General features: G+C 60.8%; 16 protein-coding genes. 3 read left to right on the top strand and 13 right to left on the bottom strand.

Translation table 11 applies throughout. The features are described 5' to 3' along the window. Nucleotides 1–14: 14 nt before the first annotated feature. Entirely contained in the window at nt 15–656 is a 642-nt protein-coding gene (locus V7Z56_RS03290) for a CGNR zinc finger domain-containing protein (protein WP_334127918.1), read from the bottom strand. Nucleotides 657–943: 287 nt separating this feature from the next. Beyond that, on the bottom strand, nt 944–1,951 hold the full coding sequence (locus tag V7Z56_RS03285) for a glutathione S-transferase family protein (protein ID WP_334127917.1): 1,008 nt from the start codon (nt 1,949–1,951) through the stop codon (nt 944–946). Between the two features lie 101 nt (nt 1,952–2,052). On the opposite strand from V7Z56_RS03285, the gene V7Z56_RS03280 reads away from it, so the two are divergent. Continuing rightward, a complete protein-coding gene (locus V7Z56_RS03280; protein ID WP_334127916.1) occupies nt 2,053–3,138 on the top strand; it encodes a M14 family metallopeptidase in 1,086 nt (361 codons plus the stop codon). Nucleotides 3,139–3,148: 10 nt separating this feature from the next. Here V7Z56_RS03280 and V7Z56_RS03275 read toward each other — a convergent pair whose 3' ends face one another. The 8 genes from V7Z56_RS03275 to tdh all read right to left on the bottom strand — a co-directional run bounded on the left by V7Z56_RS03275 (nt 3,149) and on the right by tdh (nt 13,132). Next, nucleotides 3,149–4,882, bottom strand: a complete 1,734-nt coding sequence (locus V7Z56_RS03275) for an ABC transporter ATP-binding protein (RefSeq protein ID WP_334127915.1) — start codon at nt 4,880–4,882, stop codon at nt 3,149–3,151. 10 nt (nt 4,883–4,892) lie between these two features. Further along, complete coding sequence (locus V7Z56_RS03270) at nt 4,893–5,828, bottom strand: ABC transporter permease (protein ID WP_334127914.1); 936 nt, start codon at nt 5,826–5,828, stop codon at nt 4,893–4,895. A gap of 8 nt (nt 5,829–5,836) precedes the next feature. Then, a complete protein-coding gene (locus V7Z56_RS03265; RefSeq protein WP_334127913.1) occupies nt 5,837–6,811 on the bottom strand; it encodes an ABC transporter permease in 975 nt (324 codons plus the stop codon). A 73-nt stretch (nt 6,812–6,884) separates the two neighbouring features. Further along, nucleotides 6,885–8,480: an ABC transporter substrate-binding protein gene (locus V7Z56_RS03260; protein ID WP_334127912.1), complete on the bottom strand. Its 1,596-nt coding sequence runs from the start codon at nt 8,478–8,480 to the stop codon at nt 6,885–6,887. Nucleotides 8,481–8,619: 139 nt separating this feature from the next. After that, a complete protein-coding gene (gene argE, locus V7Z56_RS03255; protein ID WP_334127911.1) occupies nt 8,620–9,777 on the bottom strand; it encodes an acetylornithine deacetylase in 1,158 nt (385 codons plus the stop codon). Between the two features lie 100 nt (nt 9,778–9,877). Further along, nucleotides 9,878–10,789 carry a DMT family transporter gene (locus V7Z56_RS03250; protein ID WP_334127910.1) on the bottom strand — a complete coding sequence of 304 codons (912 nt, stop codon included), beginning with the start codon at nt 10,787–10,789 and terminating at the stop codon, nt 9,878–9,880. A 109-nt stretch (nt 10,790–10,898) separates the two neighbouring features. Further along, the gene (locus tag V7Z56_RS03245; protein WP_334127909.1) at nt 10,899–12,077 is read right to left on the bottom strand and encodes an aminotransferase class I/II-fold pyridoxal phosphate-dependent enzyme; all 1,179 of its coding nucleotides are present in this window, start codon (nt 12,075–12,077) and stop codon (nt 10,899–10,901) included. Next, complete coding sequence (tdh, locus tag V7Z56_RS03240; RefSeq protein ID WP_334127908.1) at nt 12,074–13,132, bottom strand: L-threonine 3-dehydrogenase; 1,059 nt, start codon at nt 13,130–13,132, stop codon at nt 12,074–12,076. The genes V7Z56_RS03245 and tdh overlap by 4 nt, the downstream gene beginning before the upstream one ends. 91 nt (nt 13,133–13,223) lie before the next feature. Between tdh and V7Z56_RS03235 the strand changes: the two genes are divergently transcribed. Further along, nucleotides 13,224–13,799 carry a helix-turn-helix domain-containing protein gene (locus V7Z56_RS03235; protein WP_334127907.1) on the top strand — a complete coding sequence of 192 codons (576 nt, stop codon included), beginning with the start codon at nt 13,224–13,226 and terminating at the stop codon, nt 13,797–13,799. A gap of 10 nt (nt 13,800–13,809) precedes the next feature. On the opposite strand, the gene V7Z56_RS03230 is transcribed toward V7Z56_RS03235, so the two are convergent. Continuing rightward, on the bottom strand, nt 13,810–15,837 hold the full coding sequence (locus V7Z56_RS03230; protein WP_334127906.1) for a molybdopterin-dependent oxidoreductase: 2,028 nt from the start codon (nt 15,835–15,837) through the stop codon (nt 13,810–13,812). Nucleotides 15,838–15,952: 115 nt separating this feature from the next. Next, nucleotides 15,953–16,768 (bottom strand): mechanosensitive ion channel family protein, encoded by an 816-nt coding sequence (locus V7Z56_RS03225; RefSeq protein ID WP_334127905.1) that lies wholly within the window; start codon nt 16,766–16,768, stop codon nt 15,953–15,955. Between the two features lie 403 nt (nt 16,769–17,171). Between V7Z56_RS03225 and V7Z56_RS03220 the strand changes: the two genes are divergently transcribed. Next, entirely contained in the window at nt 17,172–18,551 is a 1,380-nt protein-coding gene (locus V7Z56_RS03220; protein WP_334127904.1) for a DEAD/DEAH box helicase, read from the top strand. A 63-nt stretch (nt 18,552–18,614) separates the two neighbouring features. Here V7Z56_RS03220 and V7Z56_RS03215 read toward each other — a convergent pair whose 3' ends face one another. After that, a complete protein-coding gene (locus tag V7Z56_RS03215) occupies nt 18,615–19,415 on the bottom strand; it encodes a dimethyl sulfoxide reductase anchor subunit family protein (protein ID WP_334127903.1) in 801 nt (266 codons plus the stop codon). Nucleotides 19,416–19,481 lie beyond the last annotated feature (66 nt).

Genomic DNA, 19,481 nt, shown 5'->3' with positions numbered 1-19,481 from the left:
ACGGGCGGCGCGGTTCAGGCGTCGCCTTCCTGCCGTTTCAGATAGGCATTGACCTTGGCGCGGTTGCCGCAGGTCGACATGGAGCACCAGCGGCGGCGGCCGTTGCGCGAGGTGTTGACGAAGAAGAGATCGCAATCCTCGCTCGCGCAGGCGCGGGTTTTCTCCACATGGTCGGATGTCAGAAACGCCGCGATATCATGCAGGATGGGGAACATCAGCTTTTCCGGCCCATCCTCGTCGATGACGGTGCGAAGCGCCATCCCCTCCTCCGTCGGCTCGATCCGGTGGAAGCTTTTGAAGTCCTGAAGGCGGCTGTTCACCTCTTCGAGAAATGCCGGGTTGAGCGGCCAGCCGGCCGCAACATCGACAAGAATGCTGCGGAATGAATTTCGCAGCCCCAGCAATGTTTCCACCACGCCCTGACAGCGCGTCGGGTTGTGGAAATGAAACATATGCAGGTCCGACGCTTCATCCTCATGCAGCAGATGGTGGGATTTCATGAAGGTCAGAAGATCGTCAAAGCTCGCGATCCCTTCGCGGTCGCGGCCGATCCGTTTATAGCTGTTGGCGAAATCAATCGCGAGCCGCCCTCCGAGAGTATAAAACCCCTCCGGGTTTACAACCCCTGATTTCACAAGCGCATCTATTCTCGCCACTGAACTGCCCCGTGTTGCTTTTATCGGCATTATTGTCGGATCACCGATATTATATATTATACTAGTTTGACCGGGGTCAACAGTTAGTTGGGGGTTTCCCAAATCCGCCTGAGTCCCTGCATGCGTCTGTCAACCGATTAATATCATTCAATAAAATGTGATTTTTGGCCCCTGTTTCGGGGCCGTTTACGAGACTTGCGCGGCGTCGATTTTTCGATTTTCCGCGCAAGACGCAGGCACCCTACGCCCGCATTCCGGCAAAAATGTGATGCGGGCGCCGAGAGGGTTCACGCCGCTGACACCAGAGGTTGCAAACACGCATTCTCCGCGAGTATGGCATCGAGCTCGGCATGGTCACGGATCGCCGCCCGCTTGTCGCGCAGCACCTTGAGAGATTTCGCGGCATATTTCGAGATCTGCTGGGTGAAATCCTGCCCGGCAAGACGGGCCGTAAACTCCTCTTCGCCGCGCGCAACGGCGGCTTCATTGGCGAGGCTCCACGGCAGGTAAAGCTCGCCGATTTCCGACTTCAGAAGCGGCGAAAGCGTCGGCGCGAGCGTCGCCCACGTCTCGAAATCGCCGCGCGCCTTCGGATCCTGCATCCTCTCCAGCCACGCAAGGGTGCGCGGGTTTCCGGCCCGGATCATCCGCTCGGTCGTCGGTTGCTGCAGGCAGCCGCCCACCTGCCCGAAGAGTCCGAAATCGGCAAGGCACGGCCGCCCGCCGAAGAGATAGTCGCGCGTCTCAAGATGCGCTTCCAGGATCCCGAGTAGATTGTCGAGCGATGCCTCGATCACCGGCTTCGTCTGCTCACTTGAGCCGACGAAGCGGAGCCGCGGCACCATGCGGGCACGAAGGCCGGCGGCAAGCTCCGCGACTTTCGCCTCATCTGCGCCGGGCGCCATATTTGCGGCAAGGCGGCCCGCGACCGCGATCTGATCCTCCTCGCCCCACCAGCGGTAATGGAACATGGGCTTGTTGACCCATTCATCGGCATAATCCTCGATCAGCGCGGAGAGAAAGGCGAGCGCCGCCGAGGGCGGCTCGAGCGCCGGATCGGGAAACCGCGTCTCCAGCGTCTCAATGATCGGCGTTGAATCCTGCAGCACCTCCTCGCCCGGCCCGACAACCAGCGGGATCAGCGGCAGTTTGGCGTATTTCTGGAACTCGGCCATGTTGCCAAGCGTACGCTGGCGCCATTCATGCGGAATGTTCTTATAGCGGGCATAGGACCTCACCTTGACGGAGAAAGGTGAATATTCAGATCCGATGATAAGGTAGGATTTATCCGGCATTGTTATTTTTCCTTATTGCTCCTTCCCGCGCGCGAAATGTTTCGCCGCGGCACTTTCGTCTGCTATAACAGCAGAGAAAACAAAAAAGGGAAAGACACGATATGGATGTACCCGGATTTTTCTCCGCCACTTACGCCGAAGCGCGGACCCGCTTCCTCGAATGCTGCATGAAGCGCGAGATAAAAGTCGTCAACCATTTGAATGAATTCGCAAAAGGGGCGGACGGGGAGGATCTCTACATGGATGTCGCACGCATCGGCCCTGTGGGCGCGAAGCGCCTTCTCGTCATTTCCTCAGGCACCCATGGCGGCGAAGGTTTCTGCGGCTCCGGCATCCAGGTCGGACTGCTCGAGACGGACGCGTTCGCCGCGCTCCCCGAGGATACCGCGGTCCTCCTGATCCACGCCATCAACCCGTATGGCTTTTCCCATATCCGCCGCGTCAATGAGGACAATATCGACCTCAACCGCAACTTCCGCGACTTCGAGACCGCGCTGCCCGATAATCCCGCCTACCGGGAAGTGCATGACTGGCTGGTGCCCGAGGACTGGGAAGGACCGGCCCGCGCCGCGGCGGACGCCGCCATCCAGAATTATATCGCCGAGAAGGGGCTGATGACGTTTCAGGCCGCGGTCACCGGCGGGCAGTATATCCATCCGGACGGGCTTTTTTTTGGCGGCTTCGCCCCCTCCTGGTCGAACAAGACGCTGCGCAGCATTATCGCCCGCGAGGCGACAGGCGCCGCACATATCGGCTTTATCGATCTGCATACCGGCCTTGGCCCCTATGGCCATGGCGAGATTATCCATGTCGGCGATCCGTCCACCCTGCCGCGTGCGATTGAGTGGTACGGCGATGACGTCACCTCGCCCGAGGCCCGGACCTCCGCCTCCGCCATTGTCCGCGGCACCATCGATGCGGCGATCAGCGAAAGCGCGCCGGACGCGAGCCACACCTGCATCGCCATCGAATATGGCACTATCCCGGTGATGGAGGTGTTGAACGCCCTTCGCGCCGACAACTGGCTCTACATCAAGGGCGATGTGGAAACCCCGCTTGGCAAAAGCATCAAGCAGCATATGCGCGATGCCTTCTATTGCGACGCGGGTGACTGGAAGGAAGCGGTCTGGACGCGCGGGGCCGATCTCATCGGGAAAGCCGTTGCGGGTCTGGCGGCGCTGAAATAGCGCGCCGCCTTTACTGCTGCCCGGCTTCGACCTCCAGCCCCCGGTTCGAGAGGGATTGAAGGCTCGGCATCAGGTCGAGCAGTTCGTGCGTGTAAGACGATTGCGGATTTTCAAACAGATCCTCCGTCGCCGCGACTTCCAGCAGCTTGCCCTGCTTCATCACCCCGACGCGATCGCACATCTGGCGGATGACCGGCAGATCATGGCTGATGAACAGCATGGTGAGCCCGAGCTGCTCCTGCAAATCCTTCAGAAGATTGAGAATTTGCGCCTGAATCGAAACGTCGAGCGCGGATGTCGGCTCATCGCAGATCAGAAAGCGCGGCCGTGTCGCGAGCGCCCGGGCGATGGAGATACGCTGGCGCTGCCCGCCCGAGAATTCATGCGGAAAGCGCACCGCCGCCCGCCCGCCAAGCCCGACATGATCGAGCAGGTCGGTGACGATCTGTTCAATCTCCCGATTGCTGCGGGCGAGTTTATGGAAGCGGATCGGCTCGGCGATGATGTCCATCACCTTCATCCGCCCGTTGAGCGATGAAAACGGATCCTGGAAAATCATCTGCATCTGGCGGCGATAGAAATCGCGCTCGCTTTCCGACGTGATCCGGGTGAGATCGGTGCCGGCGAAATTCACCTCTCCGGCGGCGGGTTTATAGAGGCTGCAGATCATCCGCGCGACCGTTGACTTGCCGCTCCCGCTCTCACCAACGAGGCCGAACACCTCGCCCTCATGGATATCGAAGGAAACGTCATCGACGGCGTTGAAGGTCTTGCGCCGGCTCTTCAGAAAGGATTGCCGGGTGACGAAGGTCATCACCAGGTTTTTAAGGCTGAGGAGCGGGCCGGAGATGCTTTCGAAGTCGCGGGTCTGGCCGAGCCAGTGGGTCGAGAGGTCAATGTTGCGCGGCCGGCTGCCTTCCGCCTCGATGTAATTCACCATCGGAAAGCGTTTCAGGCGGATATCGGGACGCGGGACTGCGCTGATCAGGCTGCGGGTGTAGGGGTGATCGGGATTGCCGAGGATTTTTTCCGTCGTCCCTTCTTCAACCACCTTGCCGCGATACATCACCGCGACGCGGTCCGTGATCTCGGCGATCACGCCCATATCATGGGTGATGATAATCATCCCGACCTGCGTCTCGCGGCAGAGCCGCCGCATGAGATCAAGGATCTGCGCCTGGATGGAAACGTCAAGCGCGGTCGTCGGCTCATCGGCGATGATGACTTCCGGCTCGGCGCAGAGGGCAAGCGCAATCACCACCCGCTGGCGCATGCCGCCGGAGAACTGATGCGGATAATTCTGGATGCGGACTTCCGGATCGGGAATGCCGACCTGGCGCAGGAGATCGATGGCCCGCGCCTTCGCCTTCTTCTCGCCGAGCTTCAGATGCTGTTCGATGGTCTCGACGAGCTGCTGCTCGATCGTCTGCAGCGGATCGAGGGAGGTCAGCGGATCCTGAAAGATCATGCCGATGCGCCGGCCGCGGATCTTGCGCTTGGCCTCCGGCCCGAGGGTATCGATCTGCTCGGACTTCAGATAGACATGCCCGCCCGTCATTTCTCCCGGCGGCTCCAGCAGCCCGATGACCGCATTGCCGATGGTCGATTTGCCGGCGCCCGATTCCCCGACCACGCCGAGCACCTCGCCGGGTCCGACGCGCAGCGTCACCTGATCGACGGCAACGACCGTGCCATGCCGGCTCGGGAATTCGATGCGGAGGTTATTGATATTGAGAAGATCCACCGTCGCCTCCCTATCGCAGCTTCGGGTTCAGCGCATCGCGCAGCCAGTCGCCGAGCAGGTTGACCGCGAGCACGAGAATGACCAGCGTCGCGCCCGGGAAAATCGTGATCCACCAGTCGCCGGAGAAGAGATATTCATTGCCGATGCGGATCATCGTCCCGAGCGAGGGCGTCGTCGGCGGCACGCCGACCCCAAGGAAGGAAAGCGTCGCCTCGGTGATGATGGCAAGCGCGAGGTGAATGGTCGCAATCACCATCACCGGCCCCATCACATTGGGCAGGATATGGCGGCGCAGGATGGTCATGGGGCGCACCCCGATGACGCGCGCGGCCTGAACATATTCCTTATTCTTTTCCACCAGCGTCGAGCCGCGCACGGTGCGGGCATACTGCACCCAGCCCGAGATGCCGATCGCGAAAATCAGCACATAGATGGAGATGTCGACATGCATTTCTTTCGGGATGATGCCGCGCGCCACGCCGTCGATCAGCAGCGCGATCAGGATGGCGGGAAAGGACAGCTGCACATCCGCGACGCGCATGATGAAGGCGTCGAGCCGGCCGCCGACATAACCGCTGACAAGGCCGAGGAAGATGCCGATCACCATTGCGAAGATGACCGAGAAGAAGCCGACAGCGAGTGAAATTCGCGCGCCGTAGAGGATGGTTGAGAGGATATCCCGCCCCTGATCGTCCGTGCCGAGCAGAAAGCGCGGATCGCCGCCGGTTTCCCAGGCCGGTGGCAGGCTCGCGTCCATGATAGTGAGCGAGGCGAGGTCATAGGGGTTGTGGGGCGCAATCAGCGGCGCAAAAATCGCGGCGAGGATCATGCCGACCGTCAGGATCGCGGCGATGATGGCGACGGGGCTGTGCGTGAAGCTGTACCAGAGATCGCCTTCGAAGAACCGCTGAAGCGGAGATTTTTCGCTATATTCCAGGCTCGACATCACATCCCTCACGCGGTGCTGTCAGCCCGCAGGCGCGGATCGACGATGTAATAGAGAATATCAACAATCATGTTGATGATGACGAAGAAAAACGCGATCAGGACGAGATAGGCCGCCATGATCGGAATATCGACATCACGAATCGCCTGGATGAACAGGAGGCCCATGCCCGGCCACTGAAAGACGCTTTCGGTGATAATGGCGAAGGCGATCAGCGCGCCGAGTTGCAGCCCGGTGATGGTGATCACGGGCACCAGCGTATTCTTCAGCGCATGGACGAAATGCACGGAGCGATCCGGCAGGCCGCGGGCGCGCGCGAATTTCACGAAATCGGTGCGCAGCACCTCCATCATCTCGGCGCGCACAAGTCGCATGATCAGCGTCATCTGGAAGAGCGCCAGCGTGATCGCCGGCAGGATCATGGACTTAAGGCCCGAGAAGGTGAGAAAGCCGGTTGTCCACCAGCCGAGCGCCACTACCTCGCCGCGCCCGAAGGTCGGCAGCCAGCGCAGCATGACGCCGAAAAAGAGGATCAGCAGGATGCCGATCAGAAATGTCGGCAGCGAGACGCCGATGAGCGACAGTCCCATGACCGATCGCGACAGCCACCCCTTCGGGTGAAGCGCGGTATAGACGCCCGCCGGAATGCCGATGGCGAGGGCGAGCACGGCCGAGACGAAAGAAAGTTCCAGCGTCGCCGACAGCCGCTCCATGATCAGGCTGCTGACCGGCTGGCGATATTTGTAGGAATAGCCGAAATCACCCTGCACGCCATTCACAACGAACCGGCCGAACTGGACGAGGAATGGATCATTCAGCCCGAGCCGCTCGGCAAGCGCCGCACGGTCCGCCTGACTGGTGTCCTGCCCGACCATGTTGTTGATGGGATCGCCGACGAAGCGGAACATGGAAAAGGCGATCAGGGCGACCGTCAGCATCACGATCACTGACTGCGCCAGACGCTTGAAAATAAATGAAATCATATTGGTCCACGATCAGACGCACAGGAACAGAGGGGCCGCCTTTTTGCAAAAGCGGCCCCGCCCCGTTCGTCAGTTATTTCCCGATCGTCACATAACGGTAGTCAAGGCCGTTGTCGGCACGCAGGTTCACCGTGATGTTGTCGCTCACGCCCCAGGCAATCGGCTGCTGGTGGATCGGCATATAGGCGACATCCTCCTTCACGATGGTCAGCGCTTCCTTGATCATCGCATTGCGCTTGTCGGCATCGGTCTCGCTGCCGATGGCGGCGGTCAGCTCGTCAACCTTCGGGTTGCAGTAATTGCCAAGGTTGAACATACCGCGGTTGTTGGCCTCATCGCGGCAAACGACCAGCGAGGAGAGGACGTTCTCGATGTCCATGGAGCCCGGCGTCCAGCCCAGCAGATAGAAGCTGGTGTCATAGCCACTGGTCGCGAGGATCTTGCCGAAATATTTCGACTTCGGCTGGGCGAGCAGCGTGACCTTGATCCCGGCCCGGGCCAGCATCGACGTGATCGCCTGGCAGATCTTCTCATCGTTGAAGTAGCGGTCATTCGGGCAGTCGAGGGTCACCTCGAAACCGTCCGGATAGCCGGCTTCGGCAAGAAGCGCCTTCGATTTTTCCGGGTCAAACTCATAGGGCTTGTTCAGATCGGCATCGAAACCGTTGACCTGCGGCGCGGCCAGAAGTCCCGTCGGCGTTGCCGCGCTTCGCATGATTTTCTCGTTGATAGCCTCAAGATTGACGGCATGAACGAAAGCGGCGCGGACCCGCTGATCCTTGAACGGGTTCTTGCCTTTGACGCTGGAATAAAGCAACTCGTCCCGGCTCTGATCGAAGCCGATGAAAATCGTCCGCGCTTCCGGGCCGGTCAGCGCCGAGACGCCGTCGGCTTTATCCAGCCGCTCCCAATCCTGCACGGGAACCGGATACACCATGTCAAGCTCGCCCGAGATCAGCGCCGCAACGCGGGTCGGGGCTTCCTTGATGGGTGTGAAGATGACGTCCGTGACGTTGCCCTGGATTTCCTGCCAGTATTTGTCATTGCGCTTCATTACCGTTTTGACGTCCGCCTGATGGCTGACAATCTGGAATGGGCCGGTGCCGTTAGCATTCAGGTTGGCGTAGTTGCCGGCATTATCCCCGGCCGCACTGGTGGCGTTCTGCGTGCCATGCTCTTCGGACCATTCCTTGTCCATGATGAAGAGATACGGCAGATCCTGCACGAGGATGGGGTTCGGCGCAGGCGTTTCAATGACGATGGTATGATCATCGACCTTTTTGATGTTCTTGATCATGCCGCCGCGCACCTTCTGGTCGGAGCCTTCCGAGAGGGTCCGCTGCCAGGAGAAGATCACGTCATCGGCGGTAAAATCCTGCCCGCCATGGAACTTCACGCCTTCGCGGAGCTTGAACTCCCACTCCGTCGGCGAGACGAGCTTCCAGGATTCAGCAAGGCCGGGCTGAATTTCGAGGTTCGGCCCGTAAAGAACCAGCCCTTCATAGACGTTGCCGAGCGTGCTCAGGAGGAATGATTCATTCAGCGAATGCGGATCGAGAGAGCTGAGGTCTCCCTGGAACGCATATTTGAAATTGGCGGCCTGAGCCGGTGCGGTGGCCATCAGGGCGGCAACGGCGGCGGCGGCAAATAATCCTGTCCTTAATTTCATGATAACTCCCTTGGTTTGTCTGAGATGCCTGTCATCTGACGCCCGCAAGCGGGCTCTCGCCGTCTTGTTATTATTGTTACGGCTTTTGTGATTGAGATTAGCGAATAGTTTCACCCCTGTCTATTGCATTCCCCTTCGCTCATATGCAAAGCCTGTCGATCAGTTTCGAGAGAAATACCTCGGCCGCGGCGACCTGCGATATCTCTATATATTCATTGGGTTGATGGGCGACCGAGATGGACCCCGGGCCGCACAGGACGGTCGAAAAGCCGGCTCCCTGAAACTGCCCCGCCTCCGCCGCGTAAGCGACCGCATGGGTTGTGTTGAGCCCGGTCAGCGAGCGGCAGAGCATCTCCGCCTCGCCGTTGTCTTCGGGCTGCAGCGCCGGCACATTGGCGATGATTTCCGTCGCGATCGACGCTTCCGGGGCGATTTCCCGCATTGCACCGAGCTCTGTCGCCGAATACTCCTCGAACCGCTTGACGAAGGACATCGGATCATCTCCGGGAACATGGCGGATATCCCACATGAAGCGGCATTCCCGTGCGAGGATATTTCCGGCCGTGCCGCCGTTCACGACGCCGCAGGTCAGGGTGCTGTAGGCCGGACGGAACGGGCTTTCGGCCGGCGCGCGCGCCTTGTTCTCGGCCATCATCTTCCCGATGAAGGCGATCAGCCGGGCCGCCACCATGATCGCGCTCACGCCATCCTCGACAAGGCTGGAGTGGGCTTCCCGGCCCGTCACCCGGGTCTCGATCGACATGATCCCCTTATGGGCGGAGACGATTTCCATCATCGTCGGCTCCCCGACAATAACGGCGCGCGGGCGCGGCACACGGGCCGCTATCTCACCGATCATCGACGGCGCGCCAAGGCAGCCGACCTCCTCATCATAGGAAAGCGCGAAATGGATCGGATAGTTGAGGCCCTTCTCGATCATCTCCGGGACCTTGGCGAGCGCGATCGCGGAAAAGCTTTTCATATCCGCCGTCCCGCGCCCGTAAAGCTTTCCGTCCTTCTCGGTGACGGTGAAAGGATCGGTCACCCACGGCTGGCCATCGACCGGCACCACGTCGGTATGGCCCGAGAGGACGACGCCGCCCTCGCGCTCCGGCCCGACGGTGGCGTAGAGATTTGCCTTTGATTTATCTGCGTTGTAGACGCGCGTTGCCGTCACGCCAAAGCCGGCGAGATAATCCGCAACGAAGCCAATGAGGGCGAGGTTGGAGCCGCGTGACACCGTATCGAAGCCGACAAGCTTCTCGATCATCTCACGGCTGGAGTATTGCTTTCCCAACAGGCAACCTCGTTATTGTTTGATATCCAATTATTGGGATAACATAACCCATGATATTTTAAAACAAAAGCCACAAACTATAGAATTGTATAAAATTCTCTCATGGACCGCGGTCGAGGAGCAGCAGGACGATACCGAAAACGATCAGCAGGATGCCGGCGAGCTCGATACGGCTCGTCTTTTCCTTGAAGAAGAAGTAGGAGGCAATGAAGCTGAACACCAGCTCGACCTGCCCGACGGCCTTGACCAGCGCGGCGTTCTGCAGCGCCATAGCGGTAAACCAGCCCGCCGATCCCAGCATGCTGGTCAGCCCGACCCAGCCCGCGACCCGCCAGCTTGCCAGCGCCCGCCGGATCTGGCCGGGCTCGCGGAGCGGCAGGTAAAGGCTCATCAGCGCGGTCTGGAACAGAATCACGACGACCAGCGTATAGGCGGCCTGGATCATCACCCCCTCCCCGCCGAGGGCGAGCGCCGCGCCGCGATAACAGACGGCGGAGATACCGAACATGGCGCCCGACAGCAGGCCGATCCCGGCCGCGCGGCTCATCCAGCCGGAGAGAAACTCCCTCAGGCTGAAGGCGTTCGATGACATCGAGATCAGCAGGATCCCGACAAAGCTGATGGCGATAGCGAACGCCGCGCCCGTGCCGACATGCTCACCGAGGAGAATGATGCCAAAGAGCGCCGCCTGCACCGTCTCGGTCTTGGCATATGTCGTTCCGACCGCAAAATTGCGATAGCTGAACAGGCTGACGAGCAAGCCCGTCGCGGCAATCTGCGCAATCCCGCCGGCGGCGACATAGAGCAGAAACTCCCCGTTCGGACGGGGCAGCGTGAGATCGGTGAAATGGAGAATGGCGGCAAGATAAAGAAGCGCGAAGGGCGTTCCGTAGAGAAAGCGCACATAGGTCGCCCCACCCGTCGACAGCCGCTCCTTCAGCGCCTTTTGCAGCGCCGTTCGCACATTCTGCATGAGCGCGGCGAAGAGAGTGATAAGGATCCAGGCTTCCATGCGGGCTAATCGGGCTAGTTCTGGTGGCTGACGGGGGGCGGGTGAAATGTCGCTTTACTCTCGCCGCTGCCCATCCGCCTGTCAATTGCCGAGTGGCGGGCCGCCCCGTTTACCTCAAAAGCCGCGCAAGGGTCGATGCCGCCTTTTCAAGCTCCGCATCGGTATGGGAATAGGAAATCTGGAAGCGAATTCGCGCCTCTCCCTCGGGCACCACGGGATAACCGAAACCGGTGACGAAAATGCCCTCCTCCAGCAAGGCCTCGGCGAGGCGGATGGCGGTCGAGGTCGCGCCGACGATAACCGGGACGACGGCGCTCTCCCCATCGAGCGGCTTCAATCCTTTTGACTGCAGCAGGCCACGGAAAGCGGCAGCCTTCTCCTGCACCGCGCGGACTCGCTCGGGCGCGGCGTTCAGCAGTTCAAGCGCCCGGCTCCCCGCCGCCGCGACCGAGGGTGGCAGCGCGTTTGAGAAAAGATGCGGCCGCGACTTCTGTATAAGCGTTTCGGTAACCGCCTTCGGGCCTGCGACGAACCCGCCCGTGCCCGCGCCAAGCGCCTTGCCGAGCGTGCCGGTAAAAATATCGATGCTCTCCATCACGCCGAAATGCTCCGCCGTGCCGCGCCCCGTCCGGCCCATGACGCCAAGCCCGTGCGAATCATCGAGAACGATCAGCGCGTCATATTTATGGGCGAGCGCGACAATCGTATCGAGCGGCGCGATATCCCCTTCCATGGAGAAAACGCCATCGGTGACGATCAGGCGGGCGGGCGCCTGCGCATGCTGCTTCAGCTTGGCCTCCAGCTCCTCCATATCAGCGTGACGATAGACATCGCGCACCACGCCCTTTGCGGTCGCGCGAATGCCGTCGATCAGGCTGGCGTGGTTGAGCGCATCGGAGAGGATCACATCGCCCGGGCGCGTGATCGCAGCGAAAAGCCCGGTATTCGCCGCCCAGCAGGAGGAGTAGCTGAGCGCCGCTTCAGTGCCGTGAAAACGGGCGAGATCCGTCTCCAGGGTCTCATGGACACTCTGCGTACCCGAGATAAAACGGACCGAGGCCGTGCTCGCGCCGAAATGCAAAAGCGCATCCCGCGCCGCGGCGACTATCTCCCGGTGACTGGCGAAGCCGAGATAGTCGTTGGATGACAGGAGCGTGACCTCCCCTCTCCCGGCCAGCCGGACGCGATCGCTGATCGCGCTTTCGATGACTTTGAGATGCTTGTATGTGCCGGCCTTTTCGGCCGCGTCCAGCTCTGCCGCAAGCCGGTCGATAAACGCATTCCTCATTGCAGCCGCCCCCCGCTGATATTGGCGAAATCGAGAACGATCTTGCCGCACGCCCCCTCATCCATCAAGGCAAAGCCGCGGGCAAATTCGGTCGCCGGCAGGATATGGGTGATGACCTTGTCCATCAGACCCGGGTTCTTCAGCATGAAGGCTTCGACCTGATACCAGGTCTCATACATCCGCCGCCCCGTGATGCCAAGCAGACGGACGCCGCGCATCACCACCTTGGCGCCGAGATCGAGGGTGACGGCCCCCGCCGGGATGCCGAGCAGCGCGAAAGTCGCCCCGGGCGCGGCGATATCGAGCGCGGCATTCAACGCGGCGGCATTGCCGCTCACCTCCAGCACCACTTCGGGGCCATGCCCGCGGGTGAGGGCGAGAATTTCCGCCACGGACCCCGGCTCGCGCGGATTGACGACGAGATCGAGATCGAGCGAGCGGGCGATGGCGGCGCGGGCCGGGTTCGGCTCCTGCAGCGCGATTGTCCGCGCGCCATGCGCCTTGGCGATGGCGGCGGCGAAAAGGCCGATCGGGCCGCCGCCGACAATCAGCACATCCTTCGCCGTCACCCCGGCGCTCGTCACCATATGCATTGCATTGCCGACCGGATCAAAAATTGCCGCATGGGCATCGGGGATGGCAGCGGGCACGCGCCAGAGATTGCTCGCCGGCACCTCCACCTGCTCGGCGAAGGCGCCCGGGCGATCCACCCCGATGATGCGGGTATTCTCGCAGATATGCGCATTGCCGGTGCGGCAGAAGCGGCAGGCGCCGCAGGCGATATGACATTCCGCCGAGACCCGCTCACCGATGGAGAAACCGCTCACTCCCTCGCCGATCGCCGTGATCCGGCCGACGAATTCATGACCGATCGTCATCGGCGTTTTGACGCGGGCCGACGACCAGGCATCCCAGCTATAGATATGATAGTCGGTGCCACAAATCCCGGCGGCGAGGACATCAATGCGGACCATGCCCTGCCCCGGCTCCGCCAGCGGGGCTTTCGAGACGGGCCAGAGGCCGCGCGTCGCTTCAGTTTTGGCAATGGTAAACATGGCGCACCTGTTTTGTCTGGAAATTGGAAAAAAATCCGTTATACTGTACTTTGTAAAATATATCGGAATTATTTCCAGTCAACAGGAAAATATGTCGGACGAAAGAAATACCCCGCCCGCCGTGGGCGCCACCATAAATCGGCTGCGCAAAGAGAAGCATCTGACGCTCGATCAGCTTGCCGCGGTCTGCGGCGTTTCCAAGTCCATGCTCTCACAGATCGAGCGTAACGAGACCAACCCGACGCTCGCGACCGTGTGGCGGCTTTCCGAAGCGCTCGGCGTCACCATCGACGATATCGTGCGCGGCGATGATCCGACGCACAGCCTGACGGTGGTGGGGGCGGCCGCGACGCCTGTCCTCAACGACCCGGCCAGGCAATATGTCCTCCGCGTCCTCGGCCCGGCGAGCCTTGTCAATGAGATGGAATGGTACGAGCTGATCCTGAAGCCCGGCGGGCGGATGGCGTCCAGCTCCCACACGCCCCGCACAACCGAGCATCTGACCGTCTTCAGCGGCGAAATGACGGTTGAGGCGGGCGCGGAGAGCGAGCGTGTCCTGCCGGGCGAAACGGCCCGCTACGCCGCCGACCAGCCGCATGCCATCAGCAATAGCGGACTTGAGGAAGCGCGGGCCCTCCTCGTTGTTCTCGCAAACGGCGGGATGTGACGGCCCGGAATCAGACCGCTTCCACCTCGATCCGGCAGTCGTTGAAGCAGGCGCCCTCGGACAGATCCGCCTTGAACGTGGGTGCGAGGGCGGAGACGGTCTGGTTATTGACGCTCGTCTTGAACCAGCAGCCTTTGGGCGAGAAGACGACCCCCTCGCGCACATTCTCCGTGATTTTGAGCGGCATGAACACCTCGCCGAGATCATTATAGAGCCGCACCTCCGCGCCATCCTCAAGACGGCGCGCCGCAGCGTCGCGCGGATGCATCTCGAGAACCGGCCGGTCGTCATTGGCTTTCACCCCGCCGAAGGTCGACGAGATACGCTTGTTTGACGAGGGGGTGACGAGCATCAGCGGATAGGTGCTCGAAACGGGGTGATAGGTCGGGATTTCGGCCCCGAACTGATCGCGCAGATAGGCCGATTTCAGCTCGATTTTGCCGCTCGGTGTTTTTGGGGCGGCGTTCTCGAACAGAATAGTCTCCATTTCGCCCCGCTCCATCGATAGCGCCAGCCCAAGCGGAATTTCGCTTGGCCGGCAGCCTTTAAGGCGCGGATCGCTGCCGTCGATCGCATCGTCCATCAGCTCTTTATCGGTGGCCGTGAAGGCCGGCTCGTTAAAGCCGAACCGCGCCGCGAGGCGGCGGAATATTTCGGTATTGGGGAGCGCTTCGCCGACCGGCTCGATAACCGGCGCGGCGCGCTGCAGATACGGCTGCCCATAGGCGCAGAAAATATCATCATGCTCGAAATGCGTCGCCGCGGGCAGAATGATATCGCAATATTTCATGCTGTCGGTCATGGCGATATCGCAGCCGACGGTGAATATATCCTCGCGGGCAAGGCCGCGCCGGGTCGTGTTCTGGTCGGGCGTCACCACCACCGGGTTATGGTTATAGATAAAGACGCCTTTCAGCGGGATATCGAGATCCTGCTCCGCCAGATGCCGGCCGATATCGATGATATTGAGCGTGCGGGTGCCGGGCGGTACGAGATCGGGCCGTTGCAGCCGGTCCGGCGTCTTCGGAAAGAGATTGCCCGAGCCGCCGACGATGCCGCCGCCGCGCACACCGAACTTCCCGGCGAGCGCCGGCAGGGCGAAAATCGCGCGGATGCCGTTGCCGCCGTTCCGGTTACGCTCGATCCCGTTGCCAACAGAAATGGCGGCGGGACTGCTCTCCTTATAGAGCTTCGCGAAGGCGCGGATTTCCGGGACGGAAACGCCGCAAAGCGCAGACGCCTCCTCGATCGTGAATTTGCGCGCTTCCGCCATAAATTCATCGGCGCCCAAGACATGTTCCGCAATGAAGGCATGGTTGATGCCGCCGATCCGCTCAAGCTCAGCGGCGATGGCAAAGGCGAGGATGATGTCCATGCCGGGGCGGACAGCGAGATAGGTATCGGCCTGCTCGGCGATTCTGATGCGTTTGGGGTCGATAACGACAAGCTTCGCGCCCCGCGCCCGCGCCCGCTTGATGATCGGCGCGAGATGCAGGTTGGAATAGGTGACATTGTTGCCCCAGACGACAATCAGCTTCGCCGCCTCCAGCTGCAAGGGCTGCATCGCGCCGGCGCCGCCGAAAGTGCCTTTATAGGCCTCCGACTTCACGCCGCCGCACAGCGGCCGCCGTGCAAGGAGAGATGCGCCGAGGCGATGGAAGAAGCGCAAGTCCATCGAGCCGCCGGCCAGCATCCCGTGCGGCCCTGCGTAGTTATAGGGGATGATCGCCTGCGGCCCATATTCGGCAATGATGGCGGTGAAGCGCTCATAGATGGTCTCAATCGCCTCCTCCCACGAAATGCGGATGAAGTCATCGCCGCCTTTCGGCCCGACCCGCTTCAAGGGATAGCGCAGCCGGTTTTCCCCATGCACAAATTCCGGGTAATAACGCGCGACCTTGTTGCAGACCGCACCGCCCGTGATCGGATTGGCGGTGGAGCCCCGCACTTTCTGCACCTCGCCCGCCGCAACCGTCACCGTGAACGAACAGGTATCGGGGCAGTCAAGCGGGCAGACACTCGGCAATTGAACGGACATGGGGCATCCTCCGGCAGTACATATAACATCCGGGCCTCAGGATGGCGGCAAAGCGGCCTCGATAAAAGAGCCAGTATCCGGAAAATGACGGAGCCACTTTAGAGCCCGCAGCCCGTCAGTCGCGTTTAACGACATGCACAGTCCGCTGCGGATAGGGAATGGTAATGCCTTCCGCATCGAAGGCCTGCTTGATGGCCTTGGTAAGGGCAAATTTGAGGGCCCAGAAATTCCCGTTGTCGCACCAGACGCGCACCGTCAAATTTACCGAATTATCGGCGAGATCCGCCACCTCGATAACCGGCGCCGGATCCTTGTGGGAACGGTCATCCGCAACAACAAGCTGCTGAATGATGCCGCGCGCCTTGTCGATGTCATCCATATAGGAAATGCCGATCAGAAGATCCATTCGCCGGCTGGGATGGAAGCTGTAGTTGCGGATCGAATTGCCCCACACGGAGGCATTTGGGATGATCACCTGGACATTGTCCGGAGTCGCCAGCTCCGTCGTGAAGAGGCTGACATCCTTCACGGTGCCCCCGTGACCCGCGACCTCGACATACTGGCCGACCTTGAGCGGCCGGAAGATCAGCAGCATGACGCCGCCCGCGACGTTACTGAGCGTCCCCTGAAGGGCAAGGCCAACCGCAATGCCGGCGGCGCCGAGAACGGCAATCAGGCTCGCCGTCTGGACGCCGAACTGGGCAAGGACCAGCAGGACCGTAAAAATTAGAATGGCGAATTTGGCAATGCGGCTTAAAAAGCCGCTGACTGTCGGATCAATCCCGTGCCGGTCCATAAGTCTGCGCAGCAGCAGGGGAACCTTCTTGGAAAGATAATAGCCGACAACCAGAATGATCAGCGCGCCAAGAACGCTGAGACCATACTGCGTTGTGATCAAGATAATCTGATCGGATGCCTCTCGCAGATCCATTATATACCCTTTCTGCCCGCCTTCTCTTCCGAGAGCCGGGATGTTGCTCAACTGACCCTCGGTATCTTAAGAAACCCGATTGCCGTTGAAAAGACGAAACCGGAGTTTTTATACGCCTGGAATGGCAGGAAGATCGCGGATATTCCTTGACATCCCCGCCAAAGCTGCGCATATGGGCGGCGCATCATGCTGCGGCATGTGCAGCGCCCCGCGATGATGCAATGATGCGCGGGCGAAACAAGGTATATGAACAGTATTTCCACGGCAGATATGCCGCTGACGGTCCGATCCCGCAAACAAGGTCGACACAGGGTCAAGGAGACACGGTTCCCGCCTTTCATATGACCCCTGATCCCGCCCGCTACCCGCGCGGCGGAAAATTGTTGTTGAGGATATTTATCAGATGACCGAATTCACCGAGCTCAATCTTGTTGGGCCGCTCCTGCGTGCAATTGAGAAGCAGGGCTTTACCGAACCGACTGCCATTCAGAAACGCGCGATCCCCGGCTTACTGGACGGGCGCGACCTGATGGGCATCGCCGAGACCGGCGGCGGCAAGACGGCGGCGTTTGTGCTGCCACTGCTGCAGCGCCTGCAGCATGAACGGCGCAAACCGAAGCCGAACAGGCCGACCGCCGTCATCCTTGCCCCGACGCGGGAGCTTGCGCACCAGATCGGGCTTTGCATCCGCGTCTTTACGCGCGGCGTCAAGCTGTTCCACACGGTTGTTTACGGCGGCGCGCCTTACGGCCCGCAGATCCAGCAGCTCACGCGCGGCGTCGACATTCTGGTTGCAACGCCGGGACGGCTGCTCGATCACATGAAGCGCGGCACCGTGCAGCTCGACAATGTCGAGACCTTCATCCTTGATGAAGCGGACCGGATGCTCGATATGGGCTTTATCGAAGATGTGACCTTTATTTCCGAGAAGCTGCCGGAAGATCATCAGACGGTGCTCTTTTCCGCGACCATGAGCCCGGCGATCCGGAAACTCTCGGAAAAACTTCTCCGCGAGCCCGAATATGTCGAGGTGAAGCAGAAAACCGCCGTTGCCGAAGGCGTCGATCACTCCGTGCTGATGGTCGCAGGCCAGCACAAAAAGGACCTGCTGATGCACCTTCTTGCCGAGGGCGAGAAGGAACGCGTCATTGTCTTTGTGCGCACCAAGGCAACCGCCGACAGCCTGAAGGATGAGATCGAAGCGGAAGTTGAAACGGTGAAAGCCGCCGCCATTCACGGTGATATGCCGCAGCGGGTGCGCGAGCGCACGCTCCGCTCTTTCCGCAACGGCCGCTTCTCCGTTCTTGTCGCGACCGACGTCGCGGCGCGCGGGATCGACGTCTCGGGCGTCACCCATGTCATCAACTATGACCTGCCGATGGAAGCCGAGAATTACATTCACCGCGTTGGCCGGACGGGCCGCGCCGGCGCAACCGGCATTGCGATGTCCATCTGCGAGCCAAGGGAGCGCAATCTCTTGCGCAATATTGAACAGATCCTCAAACAGAAGGTCCGAATCGATGAAAATCATCCCTTCCCCGCCCCGCAGCCCAAACCGGGCGCGAAAAAGCATCGTCCCGGAGGACGGCGACATCCGGCGGCCGACGGCCGCAAGCGCGTATCAGAAGGCGATGCTAAAGTATCTCGCGTCGGCGCGAAGAAGTCCTTCGGCAAGAATAACGGCAAACCGGGACTTAAGCCTCGTAAACCCGCGGGGGCGGCAGTATATGCGAAGAATAAATCTGCGCCTGCTCGCGCCCAGAAATTCAAACGAGCCGGTTGATAACGGCTGGCTGCAATAGCCAGAACTGCTATGCAAAGGGCCGGTTTCATCCGGCCCTTTTTTTCAGGCGCGCGGTGCGCCGTAATAAAGGCCGACCGTATGACGCGCCTCGGCAAAGAACAGCCAGCGCTCGGTGACAAGGCCGATGCCACCGCTCACCACCGCGGCGATGAGCAGACCGACGCTCCAGCCCCCGCCGAGGAAAAGCGCGGCAGCTATCAGGACGAATGGCAGGATAAAGGCGCTGACAAGTGAAATCCGGCGCAGCCGGCGGCTGTGCTTTCGGGCAATCTTGAACCCCATCTCCTGCATCAGGTAATTTGCCTCCGTATGCGGCGCCTCAAAAAGTCGCACGGCGCCAAACTCGCCAAGCCCCGTCGCACTTTCGGGCGTCGAGGCGCTTTTCGTGCCGTCAATAAACCGCCAGTAGGCAATCTTGAAAGCGAGCCCCGCAGCGAGCAGAACAAGGGTGAGGATAAGGACGCTGCTCTCCGTCGCCCCGAAAACGGCGAGGAGTGCGTTGAGGAGCAGGAGCCCGCTCACCAGCGCCAGCAGCAGGTAGCCTGCCGGAACATAGCCGTTGCACCAGGCGTGAATGGGCCGAAGGCTCGCGTAGATCATGGCCGTGCAGTATATGGTTATGGCGATTGCCGCCATTCCGATGAGGCCGATTGCCACCGCGCCCGGCACGGCAATCGGGGGCGCGAACAGCTGATGGAGCGCAAATAGGCCCGTTGGCAGAAAGGTGAAGATCGCCATCACCCCTTCACGGCTCAGCCAGGAGGATCGCCACTGCGTCAGCGCCCGCCACGCCCGCTCTGGATGGCCGAGATGAAAGGTGGACGAAAGCAGCCCGCCGATCACGAGGAGAAAGCCAAGAAGATAGCCCGAGAACGACAGCCAGAAAATGCCCGGCAGAAGATGCAGCAG

Source organism: Sneathiella sp., assembly GCF_036844445.1.
GTDB lineage: Bacteria > Pseudomonadota > Alphaproteobacteria > Sneathiellales > Sneathiellaceae > Sneathiella.
This window is presented reverse-complemented; position numbering and strand designations above follow the sequence as displayed.